Raw genomic sequence first — 24,141 nt, 5'->3', positions numbered from 1 at the left:
ATCGGGCGGAAACAATCGAGATGTCTACTCGGTGTAGACAAAGTTTCCCAACAGGGGACATACTGAACTCGACATCCACACGACGGAGAATCACCATGACCGACCGCAACGAACTCGCCGACCTGTGCGAGGCCTCGGGGACGAAGTTCATCCTGGCTCTGTTCGTCGACCTCCGCGGCAAGCCGTGTGCCAAGCTCGTCCCGGTAGAGGCCGTCGACGAACTGGCCACCGACGGAGTCGGCTTCGCGGGCTACGCGGTGGGCGCCATCGGACAGGAACCCAAGGACCCGGATCTGATCGCGATTCCCGATCCGGCCTCGTTCACCCCGATCCCGTTCATCAAAGAGGGCCTCGCCGTCGTCCACTGCGATCCGCATGTCGAGGGGAAACCGTGGCCGTTCGCTCCGCGCAACATTCTCAAGTCGCTGATCGCGCAGGCTGCCGACGCCGGCTTCGAGCCGTGGGTGGGTGCCGAGGTCGAGTACTTCCTGCTCAAGCGGAACGCCGACGGCGAGCTCGTCACCGCCGATGACGCCGACGACTCGAACCAGCCCTGCTACGACGTCCGTGGCCTCACTCGCATGTACGACCACCTGACCGCGGTGTCCACCGCGATGAATCAACTCGGCTGGAGCAACTACGCCAACGATCACGAAGACGGCAACGGCCAATTCGAGCAGAACTTCAAGTACGCCGAGGCATTGACCACGGCCGACCGGGTGATCACCCTGCGCTATCTGTTGTCGACCATGGCGGCCGAGCGTGGCATGGTCGCCACCTTTATGCCCAAGCCGTTCGCCGAACGTACCGGTTCCGGTCTGCACTTCCATCTGTCGCTGACCTCCGGCGGTGCGCCGGTGTTTCCCGACTCGGCCGGCGAGGACGAGCGCGGACTCGGATTGTCGCCCACCGCCTACGGTTTCGTGGGCGGCGTGCTGGAACACGCATGCGCACTGCAGGCGCTGATGGCTCCGACGGTCAACTCCTACAAGCGAACCGGGGCTACGGCCACCCGGTCAGGCGCATCCTGGGCGCCGCGTCGCGCCACCTACGGCGGCAACGACCGAACCCACTTTGTGCGGGTCCCCGACGAACAGCGTGTTGAGTTGCGCGGGGGTGACGGCTCGGCCAACCCGTACCTGGCCATCGCGGCCGCGCTCGGCGCCGGACTCGACGGCGTCAAGCGCAGCCTCGACCCGGGCGAGATCGGTAGCTGCCCCGAGCACATCGACGCATTGCCGCTGACCTTGCTGCATGCTGTCGAGGCGCTCGACACTGACCCGGTGATCACCGGTGTGCTCAACGCCGCCGTACCCGACATCGAGGACGGCGCGAGTGGTCCGGTCTCGGAATACTTCTCCCGCCTCAAGCGCGAAGAGTTCTTCGCGTGGCATTCCGCGGTGTCCCCGTGGGAGATCGACAACTACCTGACCGCCTTCTAGAACCCTCACCGGCAGGTCCCAGCCAGAAACGTTTGAGAAAGACAAGGAAATCACCATGTGCGGAATCGTCGGGTTGCATCTGCGCAACCCCGAACTCCATCCACGCCTCGGCGAGCTCCTCGGCCAGATGCTCGGCGAGATGCAGGACCGCGGCGCGGACTCGGCCGGCATCGCCATCTACGGCGACCCGACGTGGTCGCCGGCCGGCCACGGATGTGTGTCGCTGCTGGAAACCGGTGTGGATGCAGCCGACCTGGATGCGGCCACCGCGGCCGTCGGCGCGGAGCTGGGTAGCGAGGTCACTGCACAGCTCGTCGACGACACCCTCGTCCTCGCCGCAGCCGCCGTCGACTCGGAAACGCTGCTCACCGCCGCAACCGCCGTCTACCCCACCGCCCTGGTCGCCGGTTTCGGTGCCGACCTCACCGTGCTCAAGGGTGTCGGCGCACCGCGTGATCTGGTGCAGTCCTGGGGACTTCCGAGCGCGAGCGGTTGGCAAGGTGTCGGCCACACGCGCATGGCGACCGAGTCGGCGGTGACCCCGTCGGGTGCGCATCCGTTCGCCGTCGGGCCCGAGCAGTGCCTGGTGCACAACGGATCGTTCTCCAACCACGCCACCATCCGTCGCGAGCTACGTGCCGAAGGGGTGTCCTTCGACAGCGAGAACGACACCGAAGTAGGCGCCCGCTTCGTCGCCCACCAGCTCGCACAGGGCAAGGACGTGGAGACCGCACTGAAGGAGGTGTGCACCACCTTCGACGGCTTCTACACCCTGCTGGTGTCCAACCACGATTCCTTCGCCGTGGTGCGCGACGCCATCGCCTGCAAACCGGCAGTCATCGCCGAAACCGACGACTGGGTCGCCATGGCCAGCGAGTACCGCGCGCTGGCGAACCTGCCCGGCGTCGAGAATGCACGTATCTGGGAACCCGAGCCTGAGGTGGTCTACGCATGGACACGCTGAATTCCAACACATTTGATCTCGCCACCACACCGCTCCGCGAGGTCAACGCCGCCCTTCACAACGATGACGTGTGCGGCGAGATCGTCATCGACCATCCCTCCGGTGCGCACAGTGTCGCCGCGGGCGTGAATGCGCCCGTCAAGATCACCGTCAACGGACACGTCGGCTACTACGCCGCAGGCATGAACCAGCAGGCCGAGATCACCATCAACGGCAACGCGGGAACCGGTGTGGCCGAGAACATGATGAGCGGCACCGTGGTCGTCAAGGGCAACGCGTCGCAGTCGGCCGGTGCCACCGCGCACGGCGGCCTCCTGGTGGTCGAAGGTGACGCGGCGGCGCGCTGCGGCATCTCGATGAAGGGCGTCGACATCGTCGTCGGCGGCAACGTAGGCCACAACAGCGCTTTCATGGCGCAGGCCGGCCGGATGGTGGTTCGCGGCGATGCCGGTGACGGACTGGGAGATTCGATCTACGAGACCCGCATCTACGTCCGCGGCGAGGTCGGCTCGCTCGGCGCGGATTGCGTCGCCAAGCCGATGCGTGCCGAGCACCTCGACGAATTGGCGGGTCTGCTGAAGGCCGCCGGCTTCAAGGATGACGATCCCAAGGACTACACCCGTTACGGCTCGGCCCGCGAGCTCTACCACTTCCACGCCGACAACACGTCAGCGTACTGAGCATTTCGGAGAACACCATGACCGACACCCGATCGATCGAACAGCGCGGGCTGCGCGAGTCCGCCACCTTCGACCGCACCACGATCGCCGCCATCCAGCGGGCCGCCGACACCGGCATCTACGACATCCGCGGCTGGGGCGCCAAACGCAAGCTGCCGCACTTCGATGATCTGCTGTTCCTGGGCGCTTCGATGTCGCGTTACCCGCTGGAGGGCTACCGCGAGCGCTGCGACACCGATGTCGTCCTCGGTAGCCGAAATGCCAAGTACCCATTGCATCTCGACACACCGGTCACGATCGCCGGAATGAGCTTCGGTGCGCTGTCGGCCGGGGCCAAGGAAGCGTTGGGGCGCGGTGCATCGGAGGTCGGGACGTCCACCACCACCGGTGACGGTGGCATGACGCCGGAGGAGCGGGGGCAGTCGAAGAACCTCGTCTACCAGTACCTGCCGTCGCGCTACGGCATGAACCCCGACGACCTGCGTCGCGCCGATGCGATCGAGATCGTGCTGGGTCAGGGCGCGAAGCCCGGCGGTGGTGGAATGCTGCTGGGCCAGAAGATCTCCGAGCGCGTCGCATCGATGCGTACCCTGCCGCAGGGCATCGATCAGCGCAGTGCGTGCCGGCACCCGGACTGGACCGGACCCGACGACCTCGCCATCAAGATCAACGAGTTGCGCGAGATCACCGACTGGGAGAAGCCGATCTACGTCAAGGTCGGCGCCACCCGCACCTACTACGACGTGAAGCTGGCCGTGCATTCGGGCGCCGACGTCGTCGTCGTCGACGGCATGCAGGGCGGCACCGCCGCGACCCAGGACGTGTTCATCGAGCACGTCGGTATCCCGACGCTGGCCGCGATTCCGCAGGCAGTGCAGGCGTTGCAGGAGCTGGGAGTTCACCGAGAAGTGCAGCTCATCGTCTCGGGCGGCATCCGCAACGGTGCCGATGTCGCCAAGGCGATGGCATTGGGTGCCGACGCGGTCGCCATCGGTACTGCCGCCCTCATCGCGTTGGGCGACAACGATCCCCGCTACGCCGCCGAGTACGAGGCATTGGGTTCGGCCGCCGGTTACTACGACGACTTCCAGGACGGCAAGGACCCGGCGGGCATCAGCACCCAGGACCCGGAACTGTCGGCGCGGTTCGATCCCGTCGAGGGGGGCCGTCGCCTCGCCAACTTCCTTCGGGTGATGACCATGGAGGCACAGACCATCGCCCGCGCCTGCGGCAAGGCGCATCTGCAGCACCTCGAGCCCGAAGACCTGGTGGCCATCACCATCGAGGCCTCGGCCATGGCGCGGGTGCCGCTGGCCGGCACGAGCTGGATTCCGGGCGCCGGGTTCTGAGGCGGCCCCCGACGACGCATGGCTTTCACTCAGTGAAAGCCATGCGTCGACTTCCGTGATCGCCGACTCCTATGGTCATGCCATCGCATCACCTCACAGGATCGGAGAGCGCCCATGAGTTCAATGGCCCCCACCCGCACCCGGGTGGCCATCGTCGGCGGCGGTCCGGCCGGCCTCATGTTGTCGCATCTGCTGTACGTCGCCGGCATCGAGAGCGTCGTCGTCGACAACCGCACTGTCGAGCAGATCGAGACGACCCACCGCGCCGGCATCCTCGAACGCGACAGCGTGCGCCTGCTGGTCGACTCGGGCGTCTCTGACCGGGTGCTCACCGACGGCCACGAACACGAAGGCATCTCGTTGCGCTTCGGTGGGGTGAGCCATCGCATCGACTTCCAGAAGCTGGCGGGCGCGTCCTGCTGGCTGTACCCGCAGACCGAGGTGTTCATCGACCTGCATCGCGCCCGTACCCGCGACGGTGGTGAGCTGCGCTACGGAATCACCGACACAGAGGTCGTCGACGTCCTCGACACCCCGACTGTGCGCTACACCGATCCGGACGGTGTCCGGCACACGATCACCGCCGACCTCGTCGTCGGCGCGGACGGTTCCCGCAGCATCTGCCGCAAGCTCGTCGCCGACCCGCACATGTACTTCCGGGAGTACCCGTTCGCCTGGTTCGGTGTGATGGTGCAGGCGCCACCGAGCGCACCCGAATTGATCTACAACCGCTCGCCGCAGGGTTTCGCGCTGATCAGTCAGCGCACCGACACCGTGCAACGCATGTACTTCCAGTGCGACCCCACCGAGGACCCCGAGGCCTGGTCCGACGATCGGATCTGGGAACAACTGCACACCCGGCTGTCCGGGTCCGACGGATTCCGGCTCCAGGACGGACCCGTCATCGAGCGGACCGTGCTGCCGTTCCGCAGCTTCGTGCAGTCGCCGATGCGACATGGCCGGCTGTTGCTGGCCGGTGATGCGGCACATACGGTTCCGCCTACCGGCGCCAAGGGACTCAACCTCGCGCTGTCCGATGTGCGGGTGCTGGCCGAGGTCATCGAACGCGCGCTGAACAACAGCGACGACGACGCACTCGACACTTACACCGCGCGCGCCCTGTCGCGGGTGTGGAAGGCCCAGCACTTCTCGTACTGGATGACGACGATGCTTCACAACAGTTCGGACGCATCGGAATTCGACGAACAGCGCCAACTCGGTGAACTGGAGACGCTGGTCTCCTCCGAGGCCGGCTCCACCTATCTCGCGGAAGGGTACACAGGATGGCCACACCATTGATGTCCGGCGCCGACGAACAGTCGGACGTCATCGACCACGGCGGTGCGTCGTCGGATGCTGCAGCCGGTACACAGCGACAGATCAGTGACGAGATCGCCCACATCGCAACCGCATATGCCGACGGATTGACCGCCGGTGCGAGCCCCGAGACCCGCCCACGGCTCGACTATGCCCCCTACCGCTCCAGCTTGCTGCGGCATCCCACGAAGGACTTCCGCCACTCCGACCCCGAGGGCATCGAACTGTTCTCGCCCGCGTTCGGACACCGGGACGTCGACCCGCTGGAGGCGGACCTGACGATCCAACACGGCGGTGACCCCATCGGGGAGCGCCTCGTGGTGACCGGGCGAGTGCTCGATAGTGCGGGACGGCCGGTGCGCGGGCAGCTGGTCGAGGTGTGGCAGGCCAACGCGGCCGGTCGCTACATCCACAAGCGCGACCAGCATCCGGCGCCGATCGACCCCAACTTCACCGGCGTCGGGCGCTGCCTGACCGATGACGACGGCTGGTACAAGTTCACCACCATCAAGCCGGGGCCGTACCCGTGGAAGAACCACCACAATGCGTGGCGACCGGCGCATATCCACTTCTCGGTGTTCGGCACGGCGTTCACCCAACGGCTCGTCACCCAGATGTACTTCCCTGGCGATCCGCTGTTCGCGTTCGACCCGATCTATCAGGCCATCGTCGATCAGCAGGCCCGCGACCGTCTGGTCGCCGACTACGACCACGATCTGACCCAACACGAGTGGTGCACCGGATACCGTTGGGACATCGTTCTGAACGGCGCCGGCCAGACCCCGATGGAGGAGGACCAGTGACCCTCACGCCGACCCCCGGCCAGACCGTCGGCCCGTTCTTCCACTACGCGCTGCCCTTCGAGGGTGGTGCCGAACTGGTGTCCGCCGGCCACCCTGATCGGATCAGGCTGCACGGCACGGTGTTCGACGGTGCCGGAGATCCGGTGCCCGACGCCCTGATCGAGATCTGGCAGCCCGACGGTGCGGGTAATGTCAGTTCGGCGACGGGCTCCCTGCGCCGCGACGGCTTCACCTTCACCGGTTTCGGACGTGCGCAGACCGACCGCGTCGGACACTACACGTTCGCGACGGTGGCGCCCGGCGCGGCGAACGAAGGCGGCGCACCGTTCTTCGCGGTGTGCGTGTTCGCACGCGGGTTGCTCGACCGACTGTTCACCCGCGCCTACCTACCGGACAGTTCACCGGCACTCGCCGCGGATACGCTGTTGAACTCGGTGCCCGACGATTGCCGCGCCACCTTGATCGCCGAGAAGGACGCCGACGGCTACCGCTTCGACATCCATCTGCAAGGCGAGGTTGAGACGGTGTTCCTCGATCACGGCGGCCGATGAGTAATCTGCTCTGGCCGGGTGATCACCATGCCGGTGACTACTTCACCGACAGTGCGTTTCTGGATGCCATGCTGCGGGTGGAAGCGGCGTGGTCGGTGGCTCTCACCGAGGCCGGGGTGGCGCCGCCCGACGCGGCGGTGACCTACGACGTGTTGCGCGATCTGGTCGGTGACGCAGATCTGTCCGCCATCGCCGACGACGCGGAATCCGGCGGGAACCCGGTCATCCCGCTCGTGAAGATGCTTCGCGGCCGGGTGGACACGGTAGCCGTGGGCAGATGGCTGCACCGGGGGCTCACCAGCCAGGACGTCGTGGACACCGCGGTCATGCGCTGTGCCGCTGACGCATCCGAGGCGGTCGCCGTCGAGCTGGAGCGCCAGGCCCGGATCCTGGCCGATCGCTCCGACGAACACCGGCACACCCCGATGGTGGCGCGCACCCTGACCCAGCATGCGGTGCCGACGACCTTCGGTCTCAAGGCGGCGATGTGGCTGCGTGGCGTGCTCGACGCGCGCGAGCAGGTCGCAGAAGTGTCCTTTGCGGTGCAGCTCGGCGGTGCGGGCGGGACGTCGGCGGCGGTCGTCGAACTCGCCGGCGGTGGCCCTGCCCGAGTGGCGGCCGAGACATCGACGATCGTGGCCCGTGAACTGGGTCTGGAGGCCACCACGCCGTGGCACGGTGCACGCAGCGCCGTGACCCGCATCGGTGACGCCGCCGTCACCTGCACCGACAGTTGGGCGCATATCGGCAACGATGTGCTCGCGCTGTCACGACCGGAAATCGGTGAGCTGACCGAGGGAGCCGGCGGCGGGTCGTCGACGATGCCGCACAAATCCAACCCGGTGCTGTCGGTACTCATCCGGCGGGCAGCGCTCGCCGCGCCGCCCTTGGCATCGAGTCTGCACCTGGCCGCGGTGGACACTGTCGACGAACGCACACCCGGGGGTTGGCACGTCGAATGGGACACGCTGCGGACCCTGTTGCGCCGCACCCTGGTCGCAGCCCGTCAGACCACGCGGCTCGTCGACGAACTGCGGGTCCACACCGACCGCATGGCGCACCGCCTTGCCGAGGCTGGCGACGCCGTCACCTCGGAGCAGACGACCATGGCCGAGATCGCCGGCCACACCCCGGCCGGTCAGTACCTTGGCGCCCCAGACTTCTACATCGACGCGCAACTCGAGCGCCTACGCACCATGACCAGGACACCATGACCAGGACAGGAGACCGATGATGAGCCGATACGACGACGGCATGGCGGTGCGACGCGAGGTCCTCGGCGACGCGCACGTCGACCGGGCGACCGACACCATCACCGACCTCACCCGCGACTTCCAGGAACTCATCACCGAATACGCGTGGGGCAGCATCTGGACGCGACCCGGCCTGGATCGTCGCAGCCGTTCGATGATCACGTTGACGGCACTGATCGCCCGCGGGCACCACGAAGAACTGGCCATGCATCTGCGCGCCGCGTTGCGTAACGGGCTGACTCGCGACGAGATCACCGAAGTGCTGCTGCAGTCGGCGATCTATTGCGGTGTGCCCGACGCGAACACGGCGTTCCGGATCGCGAACGGGGTGTTCGCGGAGATCGACGCGGCTCAGTGACCGCATGCTCTGACTAGTCGGTCTCGTCGGCCTCCCGTCTGCGGCGATTGCGCTCCCGTTCTTGTTGTCGGCGGGCGTGTTTGGCTTCTACCCGGGTCATGGATCGGGTGGGTGGTGGAGGCTTCGCGTTCCGGGGTGGTTCGGTGTCGTCGGGCGGCGCGGGTGGGTCTGGTGACGCGAACCGGATGCGGAGCAGTCCGGGGAACATGCTCTCGAGATTGTCGGGGTCGCCCTCGATCACCAGACCTTCCGGAGTTTTGAATTCGGTGCGAAGGCGGCCGCTGCGGTCGCGGTACATGTCGTCGACCCAGCGGCCGAAGGTTTTCAGGATGTGGAAGAACCGGCCCTTGATGTTCAGGTTCTCCGGCGCGGTCTGCCCACCTGCCGCCGGGTGGGCGTGGTTGTACTCGTGGACATGTTCGACATCGCCCTCGAACGCGGGAGTCGCATCGCCGGGCACCACGCTGTGTCCATCGCGCACCCGTACATAGGTGTCCAGCGCGGCCGAGGGGCGGTAGGGGTCGGAGGGCAGATGCGCGGGCAGGGTGAAGGTGCCATCCGGATTCTGCGGAGTGCCTTTCGGGACCAACCTCTTGACGATGGCGTCCGGTCGCGCTGCCAGGTCTCGCACGTGTTCGTCCGAGATCACTCCGTGCCCGTCGACGAACCCGGCGTTCTCGGCAGTGCCTGCGAGGGTTCCCTCGTCGCAGACGACGTGAATGACCACCTTGGCATCCACCGGCGGCACCGTGGCCGGCTCAGGAATCTCTGCGGCACAGTCCTCTCGGCCGCACAGACATTCGAACCGCGTGCCCGATAGCAATGCGAACATCGCATCCGAGGCGCGCTGCGCCTTCGTGCGTTCGTCATGAGCGCACACCGCGGCCGCCAGAGACTTGACGGCGGCCGCGGCGATACGGACGTTCTCCGCCGCCATCGTGGCAGAAATCTCGGCCATCCCATCTGGCTGCGGCTTGGTTGACATCCGCCGATCGGCCAGCGCGCGTCTGCGTGCTTCTCGGACCGCGTCCGGGTCGTGGCGGAAGACAACGCGGTCGATCATGTCTCGCAATCGCTCGGCGGACCACGCGCCACGATGCAGGTCCAACTCGGCCGCGATCTCGGCATCCACATCGGCCATGCAGGCATGCCCGGTGAGCAGATCGGTCCGCGCAATGATCGTCGAGACCCGGGCCTGGGAGATCTGGCCGTTGCGGAGTCGCTCGGCGACCTCGGGAAGGCGATCCCGCAACGCGACTGCCTCCCGCAGGACCTGCTCGGCGGCATTCTGGGAAACACTCAGTGCCAACGCGATCCGAGCTGCGCAGTCGGCGAAACCGTCGACCACCAACATGTCCTCCGGACGTTTCCCATCGCCGACAATTCGGCGATGGAGCTCGGCGGCGAGCTGATAGTCGTGCCAGGCCAGATACGCTCGTCCGCGTTGGGACGAGGCCATCGACCCGAGCAGGCCATTGGTGTCTGCGTCTGCGACGTCATCGCCATGGAGACGGCCGGTGAAGCGGGGCGCAAGATCCGGCCACGGCGAGGGTTCACCCCACCAGGACGACAACGCCCAATCGCGACTCGACACCGCCAGCACCTTTCAGAGAATGGACACGGCGAAACCACACGTCCCACATAGCTCTGAAAGTGACCGACCCCCGTGGGCCGATCCGGTATCACATCAACACTTCGATTTCGCTGTTACCCAATTTATGCCATCGCACCGACAAGAATGGTCTCCGCAGTTCAACTCGGGTTTTGGTCCGGAGACCGATCACTCCGGATGAATCGCGCACACCAGGATCTCGACGAGCGCTCGTTCCTCGGTCGGGTCCCGCGGGGGGAGCGTCACGATGGACAGGATCGATCGGATCGCGAAGCGGACCTGCACGCCGTCGGCCGCGTCGAGGCCCATCAGCTCGGCTGCGGTCGCGATGATCGTCGGCGAGTGGATGACGGTGTCCGCCGCGGCGTAGACCCGACGCGACTCGACGAACTGCCGGATCACCGGGTCGGCGCGAATCGCTCGCACGGCCACGGTGATCGCAAGGAGCGCCCGCTCTCGCCCTTCGAGACCGGCGACCGACTTCTCGACCTCGGTGACCACGGCCGCCGAGGAGAACGCCCACACCGCCTCGAGCAACTGCTTCTTGCCGCCGACGTGACGGTAGACGGTCGCCCGCGAACAGTGGGCTCGACGTGCGAGGTCGTTGAGGTCGAACCGGTCGAGGCCGGCGCCGCCGATCATCTCTGTCGCGAGTGCGTAGAGGCGATCGCGGGCCGTTTGGTTGCGGTCGCCATTCACCAGCCAGTCATCTGTCATGTTCTCAGTGTGAGACATCTGGCTGAGATGTTTCACCCGTTTGTCGAGGTCGGGCACACGGCATGAGACGGCGCGCACCACGACCAGACATCCGATGTGTCGACTTTCCCGCAACCTGTTGCTCTGTACGCGCGATGGAGTCGACGCTGGTCAGGTGCATGATCTGGACAACCCCTATCCGTACTACGAGACGTTGCGGACCGACACGCCGGTGGCCCGGCTCGCCGACTCCCCGTTCTACGTGGTGACGAGCTGGGATCTGATTGCCGAGGCCGTGGCCCGGCCCGATCACTTCTCGTCAAATCTCACCGCGACGATGGTGTGGAACGCCGATGGCACCGTGACCACGTACCCGATCGCGGAACTGGATTCACCCATCCACGCGCTCGCCACCGCCGACGACCCGGCGCACCGGGACCATCGCAGGATGGTGATGCCGTCTCTGGTCGCCAAACGTATCGGTCAACTCGAACCGTTCATCGATCACACCGTGAAGCGACTGTGGGACAGCGGAATCGACAGCAACGGAATCGACGGCAACCGGATCGACTGGATGACGGCGGTCGCGCACCGGGTGCCCATGGCCGTCGTCGCCGAACTCCTGGGATTCCCGACCTACGACATCGACGACCTGATCCGCTGGTCGTTCGCGACCACCGTGCTGCTCGACGGAGTGGTGACCGCCGAACAGTTGACGGCGGCCACTCAGGCAGCGACCGAACTCGGCGGCCACATCGCTGAATCCTTCACTGCGACCCGCGACGATCCGGGCGGCGGCGTCATGGGCGACCTCGCGACCCTGGTGAACCGAGGCGACCTCGATGAGTCGACAGCGATCATCATGCTCATTCAACTCGTCGCGGCCGGGGCGGAATCCACCGTCAGCCTCCTCGGCAACGCCGTGTGGCTGCTCGGCGAGCAGCCGGAACTGGTCGGACAACTGCGGGACAATCGTGATCTCGTGCGCCTCTTCGTCGAGGAGGCGCTGCGCGTCGAATCGCCGTTTCGCGGTCACTACCGCCACGTCGTGCACGACACCACACTGGGGGACGTGGCATTGCCCGCCAACTCCCACCTCTATCTGATGTGGGGCGCTGCCAATCGCGACGCCGAGCATTTTGATGAGCCGGACCGGGTGAACCTGGATCCGGCCGTGCGGCGACCACACATGGCGTTCGGGAAAGGGCTACACCTGTGTGTCGGAGCGGCGCTGGCGCGACTCGAGGCGCGGGTGGCGGTCAACCACCTACTCGATGCCACCACCGACTTCACCGTCCATGGCGCGAACCCCCAGTGGGAACGAAGCCTGCTGGTGCGTCGACTGCGCACATTGCCGCTGACCGTGACCTGACAGGGCTCGAGCTCGCTACACTCGATTCCACTGAGTGAAAGGCGACGATGGCAGGTAACACGGGCGCCCCGGGCCAATCGGTGGCCGCGCGCACGCTGGCGGTGCTCGCCGCCTTCGACCGCACCCACCGCGCGTTGACCCTCACCGAGATCGCCGAGCGCGCCGACCTTCCGGTGCCGACGACGCATCGCCTGGCCCGCGAGCTCGAGTCATGGGGCGCGCTGACCCGTCGGCCCGACACCCGCTACGTCATCGGACGGCGGCTGTGGGATCTGGGGCTTCTGGCCCCGATCCAATCGGGTATCCGGGAGGTCGCCGCGCCCTTCTTGCAGGACTTGTACGCCGCGACGTTCGCCACCGTGCATCTCGCCGTCCGGGAGGGAACCCAGGTGCTGTATCTGGATCGCCTGTCGGGACGCGCGTCTGTGCCGGTGGTCAGTCGCGTGGGTAGCCGACTTCCGTTGCACTGCACCGGAGTCGGCAAGGTTCTGCTCGCGCATGCACCCGACGGGATACGGCGTGAGGCGATGAGTGACCTGCGCCCGATGACGCCGCACACGATCGTCGCGCCCGGGGTGTTGGAGCGACAACTCCGCCAGATCCGGCAGCAGGGCTACGCGACCACCACCGAGGAGATGACGCTGGGCGCCTGCTCGATCGCGGTGCCGATCCGCCGGGGCGAGGAGGTGGTTGCCGCGCTCGGGGTGGTGGTGCCGTCGCTGGGGCGCAACCGCGCGTCCTTGGTGGCCGCTGCGCAGGTGGCGGCGCAGGGAGTCGGCCGCACGTTGGGCGGGGCCCTGCCGCCCCCCGCGACGGTCTGAGCGGGTCAGATGTCCGCGCGGTCGAGGCCGGTCAAGAACTTGTCGACCCGCGGCCACGTCTGCGCGGTCGCCTCGCTGCCTGCGATCAGACCCAGATGGCTGGTCTCGACGGTGGTGAACTGCACCTCGGGCGAGTCGGCGAAGATCTCCACGCCGTGTCGCGCTGCACCCCAGCTGACGATCGCGTCGCGATGGCTACCGAACAGCTGGATCGGGAGCGCGATGGATGTGAGGTCGATGCTGCGATCACCGAATCGCAGTACGCCGCCGGCGATTTCGTCGCGGAAAACAAGATTCTCCCACATCTGCTCGGCCAGCTTGCCGGGATATCCGGGCAGCGCCTCCTGGAACCAGTCGATGACTTGCATCCGCGCCAACGCCTCCGTGTTGTCCGCGTTGCGGAGGATGTAGCCGGGCTTCTTGATCTCGCGTTCCCACGCGGTCGCGCGGTACCCGAGGCGCACCAGCGGCGCCGGGATGCCGCCCATCGCTTTCAGTGCGTACGTCACTGGGGCGGGACCGAGCGGCCGGATGAGCGTCTTCACCAACGGATACGGCTGTACCAGAGAGTAATTGAGCGGTGTGCCGATCGCGGTGATCGACCGGACGGGCAGGTCGGGATGTGCTGCGGCGGTGAGGAACGCGACGGTGCCGCCCAGGCTCCATGCGGCGAGGTCTACTGTGCTCGAAGGGTCGCCGTAGTCGGCGAGCACGTGTCCGATGGCGGCGGGGACGATGACGTCGCAGAAGTCCTCGAAACCGAGATGGCGGTCGGCATAACCCATCTCGCCGAAGTCGACCACGTACGGGATGCGTCCGGTCGCCAGCAGTGCTGCGACCACCGACATGTCCGGCGCGAGGTCGTAGCAGCGGGCGGGGACTGCGAGCGGCGGGACCAGCAGGACCGGTGGGCGTCCTGCACTGCGTGCCGCATCGACGTCGGCGGTGGTTCCGTAGCGGCGTAGCGTCCGATGCCGCCCCTCGGAAAGGGTGACGTGCGAGGTGGGCTGGTCATCGGCCACGCGTTCACCGCGCGTCAGGCGGTAAAGGGTACGGACACCGTCGAGCATGGGCACCTTCCGGTCTCGTTGGGACACGGGGTGCGATCCTACGGGAGGCTCAGCCGGCGGCAGCCAGGATGGCCCGCGTGTAGGCCTCGGAGCGGTCGGATCCGATGATGCCCGGTGCCATCTTGTTCATGACGTAGGAGATGGTCATCTTCTGCAGCGGGAACATCACAGTGATCGACCCTCCCCATCCACCCCAGAAGCAGATCCGTTCGTCGGGGAGTGAGGGCACGGTCGCGGGTTCGGGAAGACCGAATCCGATTCCCCAGCGCAGCGGCACGCCCAGAACGAGGTCGTCGCCGCGTGTCTGTTCGTCGAAGATCTGATCGATCGTCTTCTCCGTCAGCAGCTGCACGCCGTCGACGGTCCCGCCGCGGGAGATCACCGACATCGTTCGTACGAGGGCGCGGGCGTTGGTGTGGCCGTTCAGTGCCCCCATGTCGGCACGACGCCACTCGATGGTGTTTGCGGCGGCGGCTGACGCCACTGGCCCGGTGAAGGTCTTGAACATCGGCGAATCGGTGGGCAGTGCCGCGATGTCGATCGGCAGCGGTGGGGGTGGGATCACCTCGGCGATCCGTGCGTCGTCGTCCGGCCCTGCACCGATCTGTAGATCGACTCCCAGCGGGCCGGCGATCTCGTCGGCGACGAACTGTGTGAGATGTTTGCCGGTTACCCGGCGGACGATTTCGCCCAAGAGGTGGCCCTGGTTCTGCGCGTGATAACCCGACGCGGTGCCGGGTTCCCACCACGGGGCCTGGCGAGCGAGGTGTTCGACCGAGGTGTCCCAGTTGTACATGTCGGTGAGCTCGAACGGCTGATCCCACCCCGAGACCCCCGAGGTGTGCGCCATGATGTGGCGGACCTCGATATCGTCTTTGCCGTTCTGGGCGAATTCCGGCCAGTAGGTTGCGACCGGTGCGTGTAGGTCGACGAGTCCTCGGTCGGCCAGCATGAGGACCGCGAGCGCGGTGACCTCCTTGGTGGTCGACCACACGTTGACGATGGTGTCGCGCTCCCACGGAAGTGTTCGGGCGGCGTCGCGGAACCCGCCCCAGACATCGACCATCAGTTCGCCGTCGACGTCGACGGCGATGGCCGCACCGAGTTCGTTGCCTGAGTCGATTTGGGCGGCAAGCTCATCGCGCACCCGCTCGAACTTCGGATCGATGTGACCGTGGACGTCGGGTGTCTCGGACATGTCGGACTCCTTGCCGGACGACCGCGGTGTCGCCCTCTCGGCCGACCGTAGAACATGTTCCGGCGGCCCGGTTGCGGTTTGCGCCGGTTGCCGGCACAAACCGCAACCGCCGACTCATCCTGCGTCGCGCAGCTCGCGGCGCAGGATCTTGCCGGTGACCGTCTTCGGGAGCTCGCAGACGATCTCGACCTCGCGCGGATACTTGTAGGCGGCCATCTGCTCCTTACAGAACTCGACGAGCTCGGCGGTGTCGACCGTCGCGCCGTCCTGCAGTGACACATAGGCCTTGACGGTCTCGCCGCGATACTCGTCGGGCACCCCGATCACGGCAGCCTCCCGCACCGCGGGATGGGTGTACAGCACGTCCTCCACCTCGCGTGGCCACACCTTGTAGCCCGACGCGTTGATCATGTCCTTCTTGCGATCGACCACGTAGAACCAGCCGTCGCTGTCCATGAATCCGACGTCGCCGGTCTTCAGTGCACCGCCGGGAATCGATTCGGCCGTCTTGTCCGGCTTGTTCCAGTAGCCCTTGACCACCTGCGGACCGGATGTGACGAACTCGCCGACTTCGCCGACGGGAAGGTCTTCGCCATCCTCCCCGACCACCCGGACGACCGTGTTGAACACCGGCACTCCCACCGACAGTGCACCCGAGGTCGCGTCGACGGGCGCCCGAACACCGAGCGGGACACCGTGTGACGGCGACGACGTCTCCGTCAGCCCGTAGATGTTGTGGATGTAGGCGCCGAAGACCTGCTCGAGCCGGTCGGCCATCGCCGGTGCGATCGGCGCGCCACCGGAGTAGAGAATACGCAGACTCTCGAAGTCGGCCGGTGTGGCACCGGGGGCGGCGGACAACGCGTTGAACGCGGTGATCGCCGCGACGGTGAACACCGGCCGGCGTTCGCGGATCGCGTCGAGCGTGACGTCCGGGGCAAACCGGTGTGTCAGCGTCAGCGGTGCCCGCACCAGCATCGCGATCATCACATGTCCCACGAGTCCGGTGATGTGGAACAACGGCGCGACGCCGAGCACCCCCTCGCCCGGTTTCAGACCCGTCCAGTCGCGGTAGGTCTGCGCGTTGAACGCCAGGTTTCCATGAGTGTTCATGGCGCCCTTGGGTTCTCCGGTGGTACCGCTGGTGTAGGTGAGGACGGCGACATCGTCGGCGGTGAGGGTCGGCGCCGGCAACGACGATCCGTCGAAGCCGTCGATCGTCTCGACCAGATCGCGGGTGCCGGGATTGCGGCGGCGCTCGACGCCGGCGAACAGCCGAGGATCATCGCGCGTCTGAAAGTCGAGCGGAGACGTCGTGAAGACCGTTCGGACCGCCGTCTTCCCGGTGGCGATGACCGGCGCGGCCACATCGTCGTAGAGGTCGTCGAGGGTGAGCAACGCCGTTGCGCCGGAATCGACCAGCATGTAGGTGAGTTCGCGCTGCTTGTTCATCGGATTGATCGCGACGGCGATACCGCCGGCCTTCCATGCCGCCACGATCCCGATGATGAAGGCCGGATTGTTCTGAACGTAGACCGCGAGACGATCACCGGCCGAGAATCCATCGCCGACGAGTGCGGACGCCAGCGCCGTCGCGGCCCGATCCACGTCGGCGAAGGTCAGCGTCGCGTCGAAGTAGTAGAGAAAAGGGCTGTCCGGCTCGGCCGCCACCGCAGCATCGAACACGTCGAGGGCGGTGGTGTACTCGGCCTCGATGTCGGCCGGGCTGCCCGCCGGATAGCGGGTCAGCCACGGCCGATCGGCGTAACTCACTTGATCACCACCGGGTTCACGGGTGCGCCGGTGGCCCGGTGGATCTTCAGCGGCGCAGCCACATAGAAGAACTCGTAGACCCCGTCGGCGGCACAATCCGCGGCGAGTTTCTCCAGGTCGCAGATCTCGGTGAAGGCGATGCCCAGGTTGCGCATCAGCGCATTGTGCAGAACCAACGCGACCCCGTTGTGCGGGTCGGTGGTGACCTCGTTGGCGATGGTGTCGGTGACCAGATTCGGGATCTCCTTGTCCTGGAACCACTTCACCAGTTCTGCGGAATGCACCAAGCCGGGTTCGCAGAAGTCGTCGTAGAACTTGTCGCCCTGCTGGAAGAACAGTTGGAGGTGATTGGTGCGGATGAGCAGGATGTCGCGCGGTTTGATCTCGATACCCTGTGCCGCGGCGCACTTCTCGAGGTCGGTGTGGTCGAAGGTCTCGCGCGGCCCGAGGCAATCCACCCCCCTGAAGCGGGCCATGTCCAGCAGGACCGCGCGACCGGCGACGCCACGTTGTGCGATCGGCTCGACGCTGGCCTTGTCCAGGCCGCCCACGGTGGTGCGGGCGTCATACCCGTTGTAGATCTGGCCGTCGTACCAGACGTGGCCGAGTGCGTCGTACTGCGTGGACCCCTGCAGGAAGGCGTCGATCTTGTCGTCGGCGTAGTGCAGACCGCCCGGGAAGGCCGGGCCGTCGCCGCCCTCATCCCAGTTGGACTCGTCGAAGATCATCTCGCGGGTCGCCGGGCTGCGGCCGGGCCACACCGGATCGCCCTCGGGGTCGCCGATGAGTCGCTGCAGCGTGAACAGTTCGCCCTTCTTGATCAGGCCGACGCCGGCGAGGACCTGCTCGGCGGTGAGGTAGTTGAGGCTGCCGACCTCGTCGTCGGCGCCCCATTTGCCCCAGTTGGAGGGGGAGTCGGCGAGCAGTTCGGTGAGATCAGGTGCAGTCATGGGACGCCTCTCCAGTGAGTCGATGTGAGTGGACTGAACGATTCGAGCGAACGTTCGGAAAGTTCAGGTGAGATGAGGATCACAGGATTCGGGGCGTCCGTCAAGGGGTTTCGCCGAAGTCGAAAAGGGATGTCGGACAGGCGGATTTCGGTTCAGCGGGGCTGAACAAGCATCATCGCCAGGGCGTGATCGGCGTAGTCGTGGGCGACCTCGGCAGGCGTCTTCGGTCCGGCGGTGGAGAACCAGTAGGGCAGGGCCATGCACATGGTGGCGACGACCCGCGCGGTGCCACGCGGATCCGGCGATGCGAAGGAACCGTCGGCGGCCGCGGCGACGGCCGCATCGTCGAGGCGGGCCTGCAGGCGTCGGCGGGCGTCGAGGATGACGCTGCGGTCGGGTTCCTCGAGGCTACGCATCTCGGTGGCCGTGATGAACGCCAAGTCTCGGCGTACCGCATGGCAGAGCGCCAGCGCCTCGACCATCAGCGCAAAGCGCTCAGCAGGCCGCTCGCCCTCGGCATCCGCTGCCAGCACGCGCCATTCGATGTCGGCCATCGTCTGGGTCATGAGCGTCACCAAGAGATGCTGCTTGCTCCGGTGATAGTGGTAGATGCCGGCCACGCTGCTGTCGGCGGCGGTCGCCACCAGGCGCATCGTCGCACCGTGATAGCCGACGTCGGTGAACACCTCGACCGCGGCACGTAGCGCCGGGTCGAGATCGAGATCGCTGAATCGGCGCCAGTCGGAGGTGGGTGTGGCCCCGAGGGTGTCGGACTGGCGGGCGGGTGGCGGACTCACCAGGTGGCCGGGCGAGACGTCGAGGCGCCGGGCGATCTGGTGCAGGCGATCGATCGTGAGCGCGACCTTGCCGTTCTCGATGGCGCTCATCGTCCCGACGCTGACCCCGATGTCGGCGGCCAGGGCGCGCAGGGTCAGGCCGGACTGCACACGCGCCTGGCGGACCGCCGGTCCGGTCAGGTTCTGTTCAGCCATGCTGAACACGGTAGCGCTGTGTAACACGGTAGCGCTGTGTGCCGGTCACCGTAGACTTCACCCGACGATGTCGACTCCTCGGGGGGACGGAAAGGTGACGGTCGGGTGAGTGCCTACGACGACCGGCCGTGGCTCGCCCATTACGGCGGACGGCCCGCACATCTGCGGGTGGAGTTCGGTACCGCGATGGACATGTTCGACGCCGCGGTCGCGGCAGCCCCGGATGCCCCGGCCGTGCACTACTTCGACTCCACGCTCACGTGGTCCGGCCTCGATCACGCATCGGACGCGTTGGCTGCGTTGCTGCTGGCCCGTGGATTCGGTCCGGGCGACCGGTGTGCCCTGTTCGTCCAGAACGATCCGGCGTTCGTGATCGGTCTGGTGGCGGCGTGGAAGGTGGGTGGTGTCCCGACCGCGATCAGTCCGATGAGCAAGGTGGACGAGTTCACCTGGTTCCTGCAGCGTTACCGGCCGGCGGCGTTGCTGGCGCTCGATGATCTGTACCTCGAGGTCGTCCGGCCCGCGATTGCCGATGACCCGGGCATCGCGGTTCCGGTGGTGGTGACGGTCAGTGGGTTGGACGGACAGACGCGCGACGATCCGCGGCTGTTCGCGGGTCTGCGTCGCCATCGGCCCCCGGACACGATCGACCTCGCGGCACTCGTCGCCGGGTTCGATGGTCCGGCACCGCGGCGGCGACCCGTGGGTCCGGCCGATGTCGCCGCGCTGTTGCCGACGTCGGGCACGACCGGCTTTCCCAAAGGCGCCCGGATCAGTCATGCCAATCTGACGTTCAACACCCAGATCTACCGCGAATGGACCGGAGTCGACGTCGGGGAGCCGATTCTGGCGCTGGCGCCGGTCTTTCACGTCACCGGTCTCGTGGGAGCGGTGACCCTGGCGATGCTGCTCCGGTCGCCGGTCGTGGTGACCCATCGCATCCTGCCGGCCGTGATGGCCGACGCGATCCGCGAGTGGCGGCCGGTGTTCGCGGTCGCCGCGATCACCGCCTACATAGGTCTTGCCGACGAGTCCGACATCACGCCGGCGGAGATGTCCTCGCTGCGTTTGCGTTACTCGGGCGGCGCGCCGATCGAACCTGCGGTGGCGGAGCGGCTCGAGGAGGCCCTCGGCGGATACGTGCACAACATCTACGGACAGACCGAGACGACGTCACCGTCGCACATCGTGCCACCGGAACTGCGTTCGCCGGTCGACGAGGAGACCGGGGTGCTGTCGGTCGGGGTGCCGGTGTCGAGCACGGTGGTGCGGGTGGTCGACGACGACGGCCGCGATCTTCCGGTCGGTGAGATCGGCGAATTGGTGACGAGCGGACCGCAGGTCATCGACGGCTACTGGGACGACCCGACGGCCACTGCGGCCGCACTGACCGGCGGCGAATTGCGTACCGGCGATATCGGTTTCATGGACGATGCCGGCTGGTTCTATGTCGTCGACCGCAGGACCGATGTGATCAACGCGGCGGGCTACAAGATCTGGCCGCACGAGGTGGAAGCGGTTCTGGCCAAGCATCCCGATGTCGCGGAAGCGGCGGTCGTCGGCATCCCGGACGACTATCGCGGTGAGTCGGCGAAGGCGTATGTGGTGTTGCGCGCGGGCTCGCCGACGACCGAAGCCGATCTCGTCGAGCACTGTCGCGTCCGGCTTGCGGCCTACAAGTATCCGCGGGAGATCGAGCTGGTGGGTGCGCTGCCGCGTTCGGCGACCGGAAAGTTGTTGCGACGCGAGTTGCGTGGTCAGTCGGCGATCCGACCGTGACTGAAATCGGCCCCGTGAGGGCGATCCGAGGGGATATCCCCTCGGCGCCACCTCACGGGGCCGATTTCAGTCAGGCTGCGGTGCGACCGCGATCTACAGACCCAGATCCCGGCCGATGATGTCCTTCATGATCTCGGTGGTGCCGCCGAAGATCGTCTGGATACGAGAATCGGTGTAGGCGCGGGCAACCCGGTACTCGTTCATGTAGCCGTAGCCGCCGTGCAGCTGCACGCACTGGTCGATGACGCGCTTACCCAGCTCGGTGCACCACCACTTGGCCTTGGAGGCGTCCACCGCGGTGAGCTCACCGTCGACGACGGCCTGCAGGCAGCGGTCGATGTACTGCTCGGCGATGTCGAGTTCGGTGGACATCTCGGCGACGACGAACCGGTTGTGCTGGAAGGTGCCGATCGGCTTGCCGAAGGCCTTGCGGTCCTTGACGTACTGCAGCGTCTCCTCGTACACGGCGCGGGCGCCGGCGATGGCGCCGACGGCGATCGACAGCCGCTCCGACGGCAGGTTCTGCATCAGGTGGTAGAAGCCCTTGTTCTCCTCGCCGAGGAGGTTCTCCCGCGGGACGCGCACGTCGTTGAAGTGCAGTTCGGCGGTGTCGGCGGACTTGAGACCCATCTTGTCCAGCTTGCGTCCGCGCTCGAAGCCCTCCATGTCGCGCTCGACGACGAGCAGCGAGAACGCCTTGTGGCCGGCGGCCGGGTCGGGATTTGTGCGGCACACCACCACGACCAGATCGGAGTTGATGCCGGCCGAGATGAAGGTCTTGCTGCCGCTGAGGATGTAGTGGTCACCGTCGAGCTTGGCCGACGTCTTGATACCGGCGAGGTCGCTACCGGCGCCGGGCTCGGTCATCGCGACCGCGAGGATCGTCTCACCGGTGGCCATACCGGGCATCCAGCGCTTCTTCTGCTCATCGTTGGCCAGATGCAGGAAGTAGGGGACCAGGACGTCGTTCTGCAGGCTCAGTCCCGGTGCCGCACTGCCGAAGCGCGCGAACTCCTCGACGACGACCGCGTTGAAGCGGAAGTCGTCGGAGACGCCGCCGCCACCGAACTCCTCGGGGATGTTGAAACCGAGCAAGCCGGCCTCGCCCGCCTTGGCGTATGCCTCACGGTCGACCTGGCCTGCGGCTTCCCACTTCTCGACGTTGGGCGCGCACTCGCGGGTCAGGAACTCGCGTGCGGTCTGCCGGAGCTGTTCGTGTTCTGCTTCGAAGACGGTGCGTTTCATGTGGTGAACTCCTTCGTGATTCGGGTCTGGTGACGATCGGACGGTCAGGTCGCCGGGCGCGATCCCACCGCCCGCAGCGATGTCGCGGCGTAGGAGACCGCGACCTGTTCCGGGGTTCGTGGCCCGTCGGGCCGGTACCAAGTGGTGATCTCCTGACAGGCGCCGAGCAGATAACGCAACACTTCCCGAGCATCGCCCGGTATCTGGAAATCACCGGAGGCGATGCCGCGCTCCAAAACATCCGCCAGCAGGTCCTCCATCTCGGTGCGCATCCCCACGTAGTGCTGACGATGCGGGTTGTCGGTGTCGAGATAGCGCAGTTCACGTCCGACACTGGCCAACTGCAAGTCTGCGGTCATGTGCAGCACGATCGTCTCGATGGCGTTGGACAGCTGCTGTCGAGGGGTGTCGCCGTCGGCGATGGCCGCGTGCACCCGGGTGAGGACCGACGACATGCCCGCCTCGAGCAGCGCGACCAGGATGCCTTGCTTGTTGTCGTGGTGGTAGTACAGCGTGGGGAGGGAAACGCCTGCACGCGAGGCGATGTCACGGATCGACGTGCCGTGGAAGCCGCGTTCGTGGAACGCGTCCTTGGCGGCGACGAGGGTGATCGGCAGATGCAGGGGTTCCAGCTTGCGCCAGTCACCCGGTGCGGAGGTCGCCGCACCGGGCTCACCGGTCGCCGCCGTCGACACGGTCTCAGACACGCTCGATGATCGTGGCATTCGCCATGCCAGCGCCCTCACACATCGTCTGCAGGCCGTAACGGCCGCCGGTCGCTTCGAGTTGATTGACCAGCGTGCTCAGCAGACGGGTGCCCGACGAACCGAGCGCGTGGCCCAGTGCGATGGCACCACCGCGCGGGTTCAGCTTGGCCGGGTCGGCACCGAACTCGTGGGCCCAGGCCAACGGAACGGGCGCGAAGGCCTCGTTGACCTCGTAGGCGTCGATGTCGTCGATGGTCAGACCCGAGCGTTCGAGGATCTTGCGGGTCGCCGGGATCGGAGCGGTGAGCATGAACACCGGATCGTCGCCCGCCAGCGAGAACGAATGGAACCGGGCGCGCGGTGTGAGACCGAGCTTGGCGGCCATGGTGTCGCTCATGATCAGCGCACCCGACGCACCGTCGGTGAGCGGCGAGGAGTTGCCGGGGGTGATGTGCCAGTTGATCTCCGGGAAACGCTTCGAGTACTCCTCGGAGTAGAACGACGGCTTCAGGCCGGACAGCCCCTCGGCGGTGGTCGAGGCCCGCACCGTTTCGTCGACGGAGTGCGTGATCGTCTGGCCGTCGGCGTTGGTGACGTCGATCGGGATGATCTCGCGGTCGAAGAAGCCCTCGGCCGCGGCCTGCGTGGCGCGGCGGTGCGATTCCGCAGCGAAGGTGTCGAGCGTCTCGCGGTCGAGCTTCCACTTGGCGGAGATCAGTTCGGCCGAGATGCCCTGGCCGACGAGTCCGTCGGGATAGCGGGCAGCGATACTCGGTCCGTACGGACTGCGACCCACCGTGGTGAACCCCATCGGCACACGGCTCATAGATTCCACACCGGCGGCGATGACCACGTCGTAAGCGCCGGCGATCACACCCTGCGCGGCGAAGTGGGCGGCCTGCTGGCTCGATCCACACTGCCGGTCGACGGTGGTGGCGGGCACGGACTCGGGGAATCCGGCCGACAGCAGCGCGGTGCGGGAGATGTTGAGTGCCTGCTCGCCGGCCTGGCCGACGCAGCCGCCGATGACGTCGTCGACGAGGGCGGGGTCGATGTCATTGCGCTCGACCAGGGTGCGCAGCACATGCGCGAGAAGCTCGACGGGCTGGGTTTCCGACAGCGCGCCGCCGGGCTTGCCCTTACCGGAGGCGAGACGGGCGACGTCGACGATGACGGCTTCGGGCATGTGGGTCCTCCCAGGTGTGATGG

The 24,141-nt window shown here is 66.6% G+C and carries 22 protein-coding genes; 12 read left to right on the top strand and 10 right to left on the bottom strand.

Features of this window, described 5'->3' with window-relative positions; translation table 11 throughout:
- The first annotated feature begins 95 nt into the window (after nucleotides 1-95).
- From glnT to pcaC, 9 genes are all read left to right on the top strand, one after another.
- On the top strand, nucleotides 96-1,442 hold the full coding sequence (gene glnT / locus VX037_RS19800) for a type III glutamate--ammonia ligase (RefSeq protein WP_287015844.1): 1,347 nt from the start codon (nucleotides 96-98) through the stop codon (nucleotides 1,440-1,442).
- A gap of 55 nt (nucleotides 1,443-1,497) precedes the next feature.
- The gene (locus VX037_RS19795; RefSeq protein WP_235722970.1) at nucleotides 1,498-2,406 is read left to right on the top strand and encodes a glutamine amidotransferase; all 909 of its coding nucleotides are present in this window, start codon (nucleotides 1,498-1,500) and stop codon (nucleotides 2,404-2,406) included.
- Complete coding sequence (locus tag VX037_RS19790) at nucleotides 2,394-3,086, top strand: protein glxC (RefSeq protein WP_235722969.1); 693 nt, start codon at nucleotides 2,394-2,396, stop codon at nucleotides 3,084-3,086. Before VX037_RS19795 ends, VX037_RS19790 begins: the two co-directional genes overlap by 13 nt.
- 17 nt (nucleotides 3,087-3,103) lie before the next feature.
- Complete coding sequence (locus VX037_RS19785) at nucleotides 3,104-4,435, top strand: FMN-binding glutamate synthase family protein (RefSeq protein ID WP_235722968.1); 1,332 nt, start codon at nucleotides 3,104-3,106, stop codon at nucleotides 4,433-4,435.
- 123 nt (nucleotides 4,436-4,558) lie between these two features.
- Nucleotides 4,559-5,734, top strand: a complete 1,176-nt coding sequence (locus VX037_RS19780) for a 4-hydroxybenzoate 3-monooxygenase (RefSeq protein ID WP_396574675.1) — start codon at nucleotides 4,559-4,561, stop codon at nucleotides 5,732-5,734.
- On the top strand, nucleotides 5,719-6,555 hold the full coding sequence (gene pcaH / locus VX037_RS19775) for a protocatechuate 3,4-dioxygenase subunit beta (protein ID WP_372512335.1): 837 nt from the start codon (nucleotides 5,719-5,721) through the stop codon (nucleotides 6,553-6,555). Before VX037_RS19780 ends, pcaH begins: the two co-directional genes overlap by 16 nt.
- Nucleotides 6,552-7,106 (top strand): protocatechuate 3,4-dioxygenase subunit alpha, encoded by a 555-nt coding sequence (pcaG, locus tag VX037_RS19770; RefSeq protein ID WP_328715540.1) that lies wholly within the window; start codon nucleotides 6,552-6,554, stop codon nucleotides 7,104-7,106. Before pcaH ends, pcaG begins: the two co-directional genes overlap by 4 nt.
- Entirely contained in the window at nucleotides 7,103-8,320 is a 1,218-nt protein-coding gene (locus VX037_RS19765; RefSeq protein ID WP_328715538.1) for a lyase family protein, read from the top strand. The genes pcaG and VX037_RS19765 overlap by 4 nt, the downstream gene beginning before the upstream one ends.
- Before the next feature lie 19 nt (nucleotides 8,321-8,339).
- Nucleotides 8,340-8,717, top strand: coding sequence for a 4-carboxymuconolactone decarboxylase (pcaC, locus tag VX037_RS19760; protein ID WP_235722964.1), 378 nt, complete (start codon nucleotides 8,340-8,342; stop codon nucleotides 8,715-8,717).
- A gap of 13 nt (nucleotides 8,718-8,730) precedes the next feature.
- Here pcaC and VX037_RS19755 read toward each other — a convergent pair whose 3' ends face one another.
- Both VX037_RS19755 and VX037_RS19750 read right to left on the bottom strand, forming a co-directional pair.
- Nucleotides 8,731-10,311, bottom strand: coding sequence for a DUF222 domain-containing protein (locus VX037_RS19755; RefSeq protein WP_287015839.1), 1,581 nt, complete (start codon nucleotides 10,309-10,311; stop codon nucleotides 8,731-8,733).
- Between the two features lie 186 nt (nucleotides 10,312-10,497).
- Nucleotides 10,498-11,046, bottom strand: a complete 549-nt coding sequence (locus VX037_RS19750) for a TetR/AcrR family transcriptional regulator (protein WP_235722962.1) — start codon at nucleotides 11,044-11,046, stop codon at nucleotides 10,498-10,500.
- Between the two features lie 154 nt (nucleotides 11,047-11,200).
- Here VX037_RS19750 and VX037_RS19745 point away from each other — a divergent pair, with 154 nt between their 5' ends.
- Both VX037_RS19745 and VX037_RS19740 read left to right on the top strand, forming a co-directional pair.
- Nucleotides 11,201-12,397, top strand: coding sequence for a cytochrome P450 (locus VX037_RS19745; RefSeq protein ID WP_287015838.1), 1,197 nt, complete (start codon nucleotides 11,201-11,203; stop codon nucleotides 12,395-12,397).
- Nucleotides 12,398-12,444: 47 nt separating this feature from the next.
- The gene (locus VX037_RS19740; protein ID WP_287015837.1) at nucleotides 12,445-13,218 is read left to right on the top strand and encodes an IclR family transcriptional regulator; all 774 of its coding nucleotides are present in this window, start codon (nucleotides 12,445-12,447) and stop codon (nucleotides 13,216-13,218) included.
- Between the two features lie 5 nt (nucleotides 13,219-13,223).
- On the opposite strand, the gene VX037_RS19735 is transcribed toward VX037_RS19740, so the two are convergent.
- The 5 genes from VX037_RS19735 to VX037_RS19715 all read right to left on the bottom strand — a co-directional run bounded on the left by VX037_RS19735 (nucleotide 13,224) and on the right by VX037_RS19715 (nucleotide 19,201).
- On the bottom strand, nucleotides 13,224-14,288 hold the full coding sequence (locus VX037_RS19735) for an alpha/beta hydrolase (RefSeq protein ID WP_442903716.1): 1,065 nt from the start codon (nucleotides 14,286-14,288) through the stop codon (nucleotides 13,224-13,226).
- A gap of 49 nt (nucleotides 14,289-14,337) precedes the next feature.
- Entirely contained in the window at nucleotides 14,338-15,486 is a 1,149-nt protein-coding gene (locus tag VX037_RS19730; protein ID WP_235722959.1) for a serine hydrolase domain-containing protein, read from the bottom strand.
- Nucleotides 15,487-15,600: 114 nt separating this feature from the next.
- Complete coding sequence (locus VX037_RS19725) at nucleotides 15,601-17,259, bottom strand: AMP-binding protein (RefSeq protein WP_287015836.1); 1,659 nt, start codon at nucleotides 17,257-17,259, stop codon at nucleotides 15,601-15,603.
- Nucleotides 17,256-18,209: a cyclase family protein gene (locus VX037_RS19720; RefSeq protein ID WP_235722957.1), complete on the bottom strand. Its 954-nt coding sequence runs from the start codon at nucleotides 18,207-18,209 to the stop codon at nucleotides 17,256-17,258. Before VX037_RS19720 ends, VX037_RS19725 begins: the two co-directional genes overlap by 4 nt.
- A 152-nt stretch (nucleotides 18,210-18,361) precedes the next feature.
- Nucleotides 18,362-19,201, bottom strand: coding sequence for a TetR family transcriptional regulator (locus tag VX037_RS19715; RefSeq protein WP_235722956.1), 840 nt, complete (start codon nucleotides 19,199-19,201; stop codon nucleotides 18,362-18,364).
- A gap of 105 nt (nucleotides 19,202-19,306) precedes the next feature.
- Here VX037_RS19715 and VX037_RS19710 point away from each other — a divergent pair, with 105 nt between their 5' ends.
- On the top strand, nucleotides 19,307-20,980 hold the full coding sequence (locus tag VX037_RS19710) for a class I adenylate-forming enzyme family protein (RefSeq protein ID WP_235722955.1): 1,674 nt from the start codon (nucleotides 19,307-19,309) through the stop codon (nucleotides 20,978-20,980).
- A gap of 93 nt (nucleotides 20,981-21,073) precedes the next feature.
- Here VX037_RS19710 and VX037_RS19705 read toward each other — a convergent pair whose 3' ends face one another.
- The 3 genes from VX037_RS19705 to VX037_RS19695 are packed head-to-tail and all read right to left on the bottom strand — an operon-like array spanning nucleotide 21,074 to nucleotide 24,118.
- The gene (locus VX037_RS19705) at nucleotides 21,074-22,225 is read right to left on the bottom strand and encodes an acyl-CoA dehydrogenase family protein (protein WP_235722954.1); all 1,152 of its coding nucleotides are present in this window, start codon (nucleotides 22,223-22,225) and stop codon (nucleotides 21,074-21,076) included.
- Nucleotides 22,226-22,269: 44 nt separating this feature from the next.
- Nucleotides 22,270-22,932 carry a TetR/AcrR family transcriptional regulator gene (locus VX037_RS19700; RefSeq protein ID WP_372474980.1) on the bottom strand — a complete coding sequence of 221 codons (663 nt, stop codon included), beginning with the start codon at nucleotides 22,930-22,932 and terminating at the stop codon, nucleotides 22,270-22,272.
- Complete coding sequence (locus VX037_RS19695) at nucleotides 22,925-24,118, bottom strand: thiolase family protein (RefSeq protein WP_328715537.1); 1,194 nt, start codon at nucleotides 24,116-24,118, stop codon at nucleotides 22,925-22,927. The genes VX037_RS19700 and VX037_RS19695 overlap by 8 nt, the downstream gene beginning before the upstream one ends.
- Nucleotides 24,119-24,141 lie beyond the last annotated feature (23 nt).

The sequence above is a fragment of the Gordonia sp. Z-3 genome (assembly GCF_036233855.1).
Classification (GTDB): domain Bacteria; phylum Actinomycetota; class Actinomycetes; order Mycobacteriales; family Mycobacteriaceae; genus Gordonia; species Gordonia tangerina.
Note: the sequence above shows the minus strand (reverse complement) of the source record. Positions and strands in the feature narration are given on the sequence as shown.

Bases quoted from the DNA above. Each gene is read 5' to 3' on its own strand.
- VX037_RS19740 (WP_287015837.1), top strand. From the start codon at position 12,445: ATGGCAGGTAACACGGGCGCCCCGGGCCAATCGGTGGCCGCGCGCACG.
- VX037_RS19720 (WP_235722957.1), bottom strand. From the start codon at position 18,209: ATGACTGCACCTGATCTCACCGAACTGCTCGCCGACTCCCCCTCCAAC.
- VX037_RS19730 (WP_235722959.1), bottom strand. From the start codon at position 15,486: ATGTCCGAGACACCCGACGTCCACGGTCACATCGATCCGAAGTTCGAG.
- glnT (WP_287015844.1), top strand. From the start codon at position 96: ATGACCGACCGCAACGAACTCGCCGACCTGTGCGAGGCCTCGGGGACG.
- VX037_RS19765 (WP_328715538.1), top strand. From the start codon at position 7,103: ATGAGTAATCTGCTCTGGCCGGGTGATCACCATGCCGGTGACTACTTC.
- VX037_RS19715 (WP_235722956.1), bottom strand. From the start codon at position 19,201: ATGGCTGAACAGAACCTGACCGGACCGGCGGTCCGCCAGGCGCGTGTG.
- VX037_RS19790 (WP_235722969.1), top strand. From the start codon at position 2,394: ATGGACACGCTGAATTCCAACACATTTGATCTCGCCACCACACCGCTC.
- pcaH (WP_372512335.1), top strand. From the start codon at position 5,719: ATGGCCACACCATTGATGTCCGGCGCCGACGAACAGTCGGACGTCATC.
- VX037_RS19780 (WP_396574675.1), top strand. From the start codon at position 4,559: ATGGCCCCCACCCGCACCCGGGTGGCCATCGTCGGCGGCGGTCCGGCC.
- VX037_RS19750 (WP_235722962.1), bottom strand. From the start codon at position 11,046: ATGACAGATGACTGGCTGGTGAATGGCGACCGCAACCAAACGGCCCGC.
- VX037_RS19705 (WP_235722954.1), bottom strand. From the start codon at position 22,225: ATGAAACGCACCGTCTTCGAAGCAGAACACGAACAGCTCCGGCAGACC.
- VX037_RS19795 (WP_235722970.1), top strand. From the start codon at position 1,498: ATGTGCGGAATCGTCGGGTTGCATCTGCGCAACCCCGAACTCCATCCA.
- VX037_RS19695 (WP_328715537.1), bottom strand. From the start codon at position 24,118: ATGCCCGAAGCCGTCATCGTCGACGTCGCCCGTCTCGCCTCCGGTAAG.
- VX037_RS19735 (WP_442903716.1), bottom strand. From the start codon at position 14,288: ATGCTCGACGGTGTCCGTACCCTTTACCGCCTGACGCGCGGTGAACGC.
- pcaC (WP_235722964.1), top strand. From the start codon at position 8,340: ATGAGCCGATACGACGACGGCATGGCGGTGCGACGCGAGGTCCTCGGC.
- VX037_RS19785 (WP_235722968.1), top strand. From the start codon at position 3,104: ATGACCGACACCCGATCGATCGAACAGCGCGGGCTGCGCGAGTCCGCC.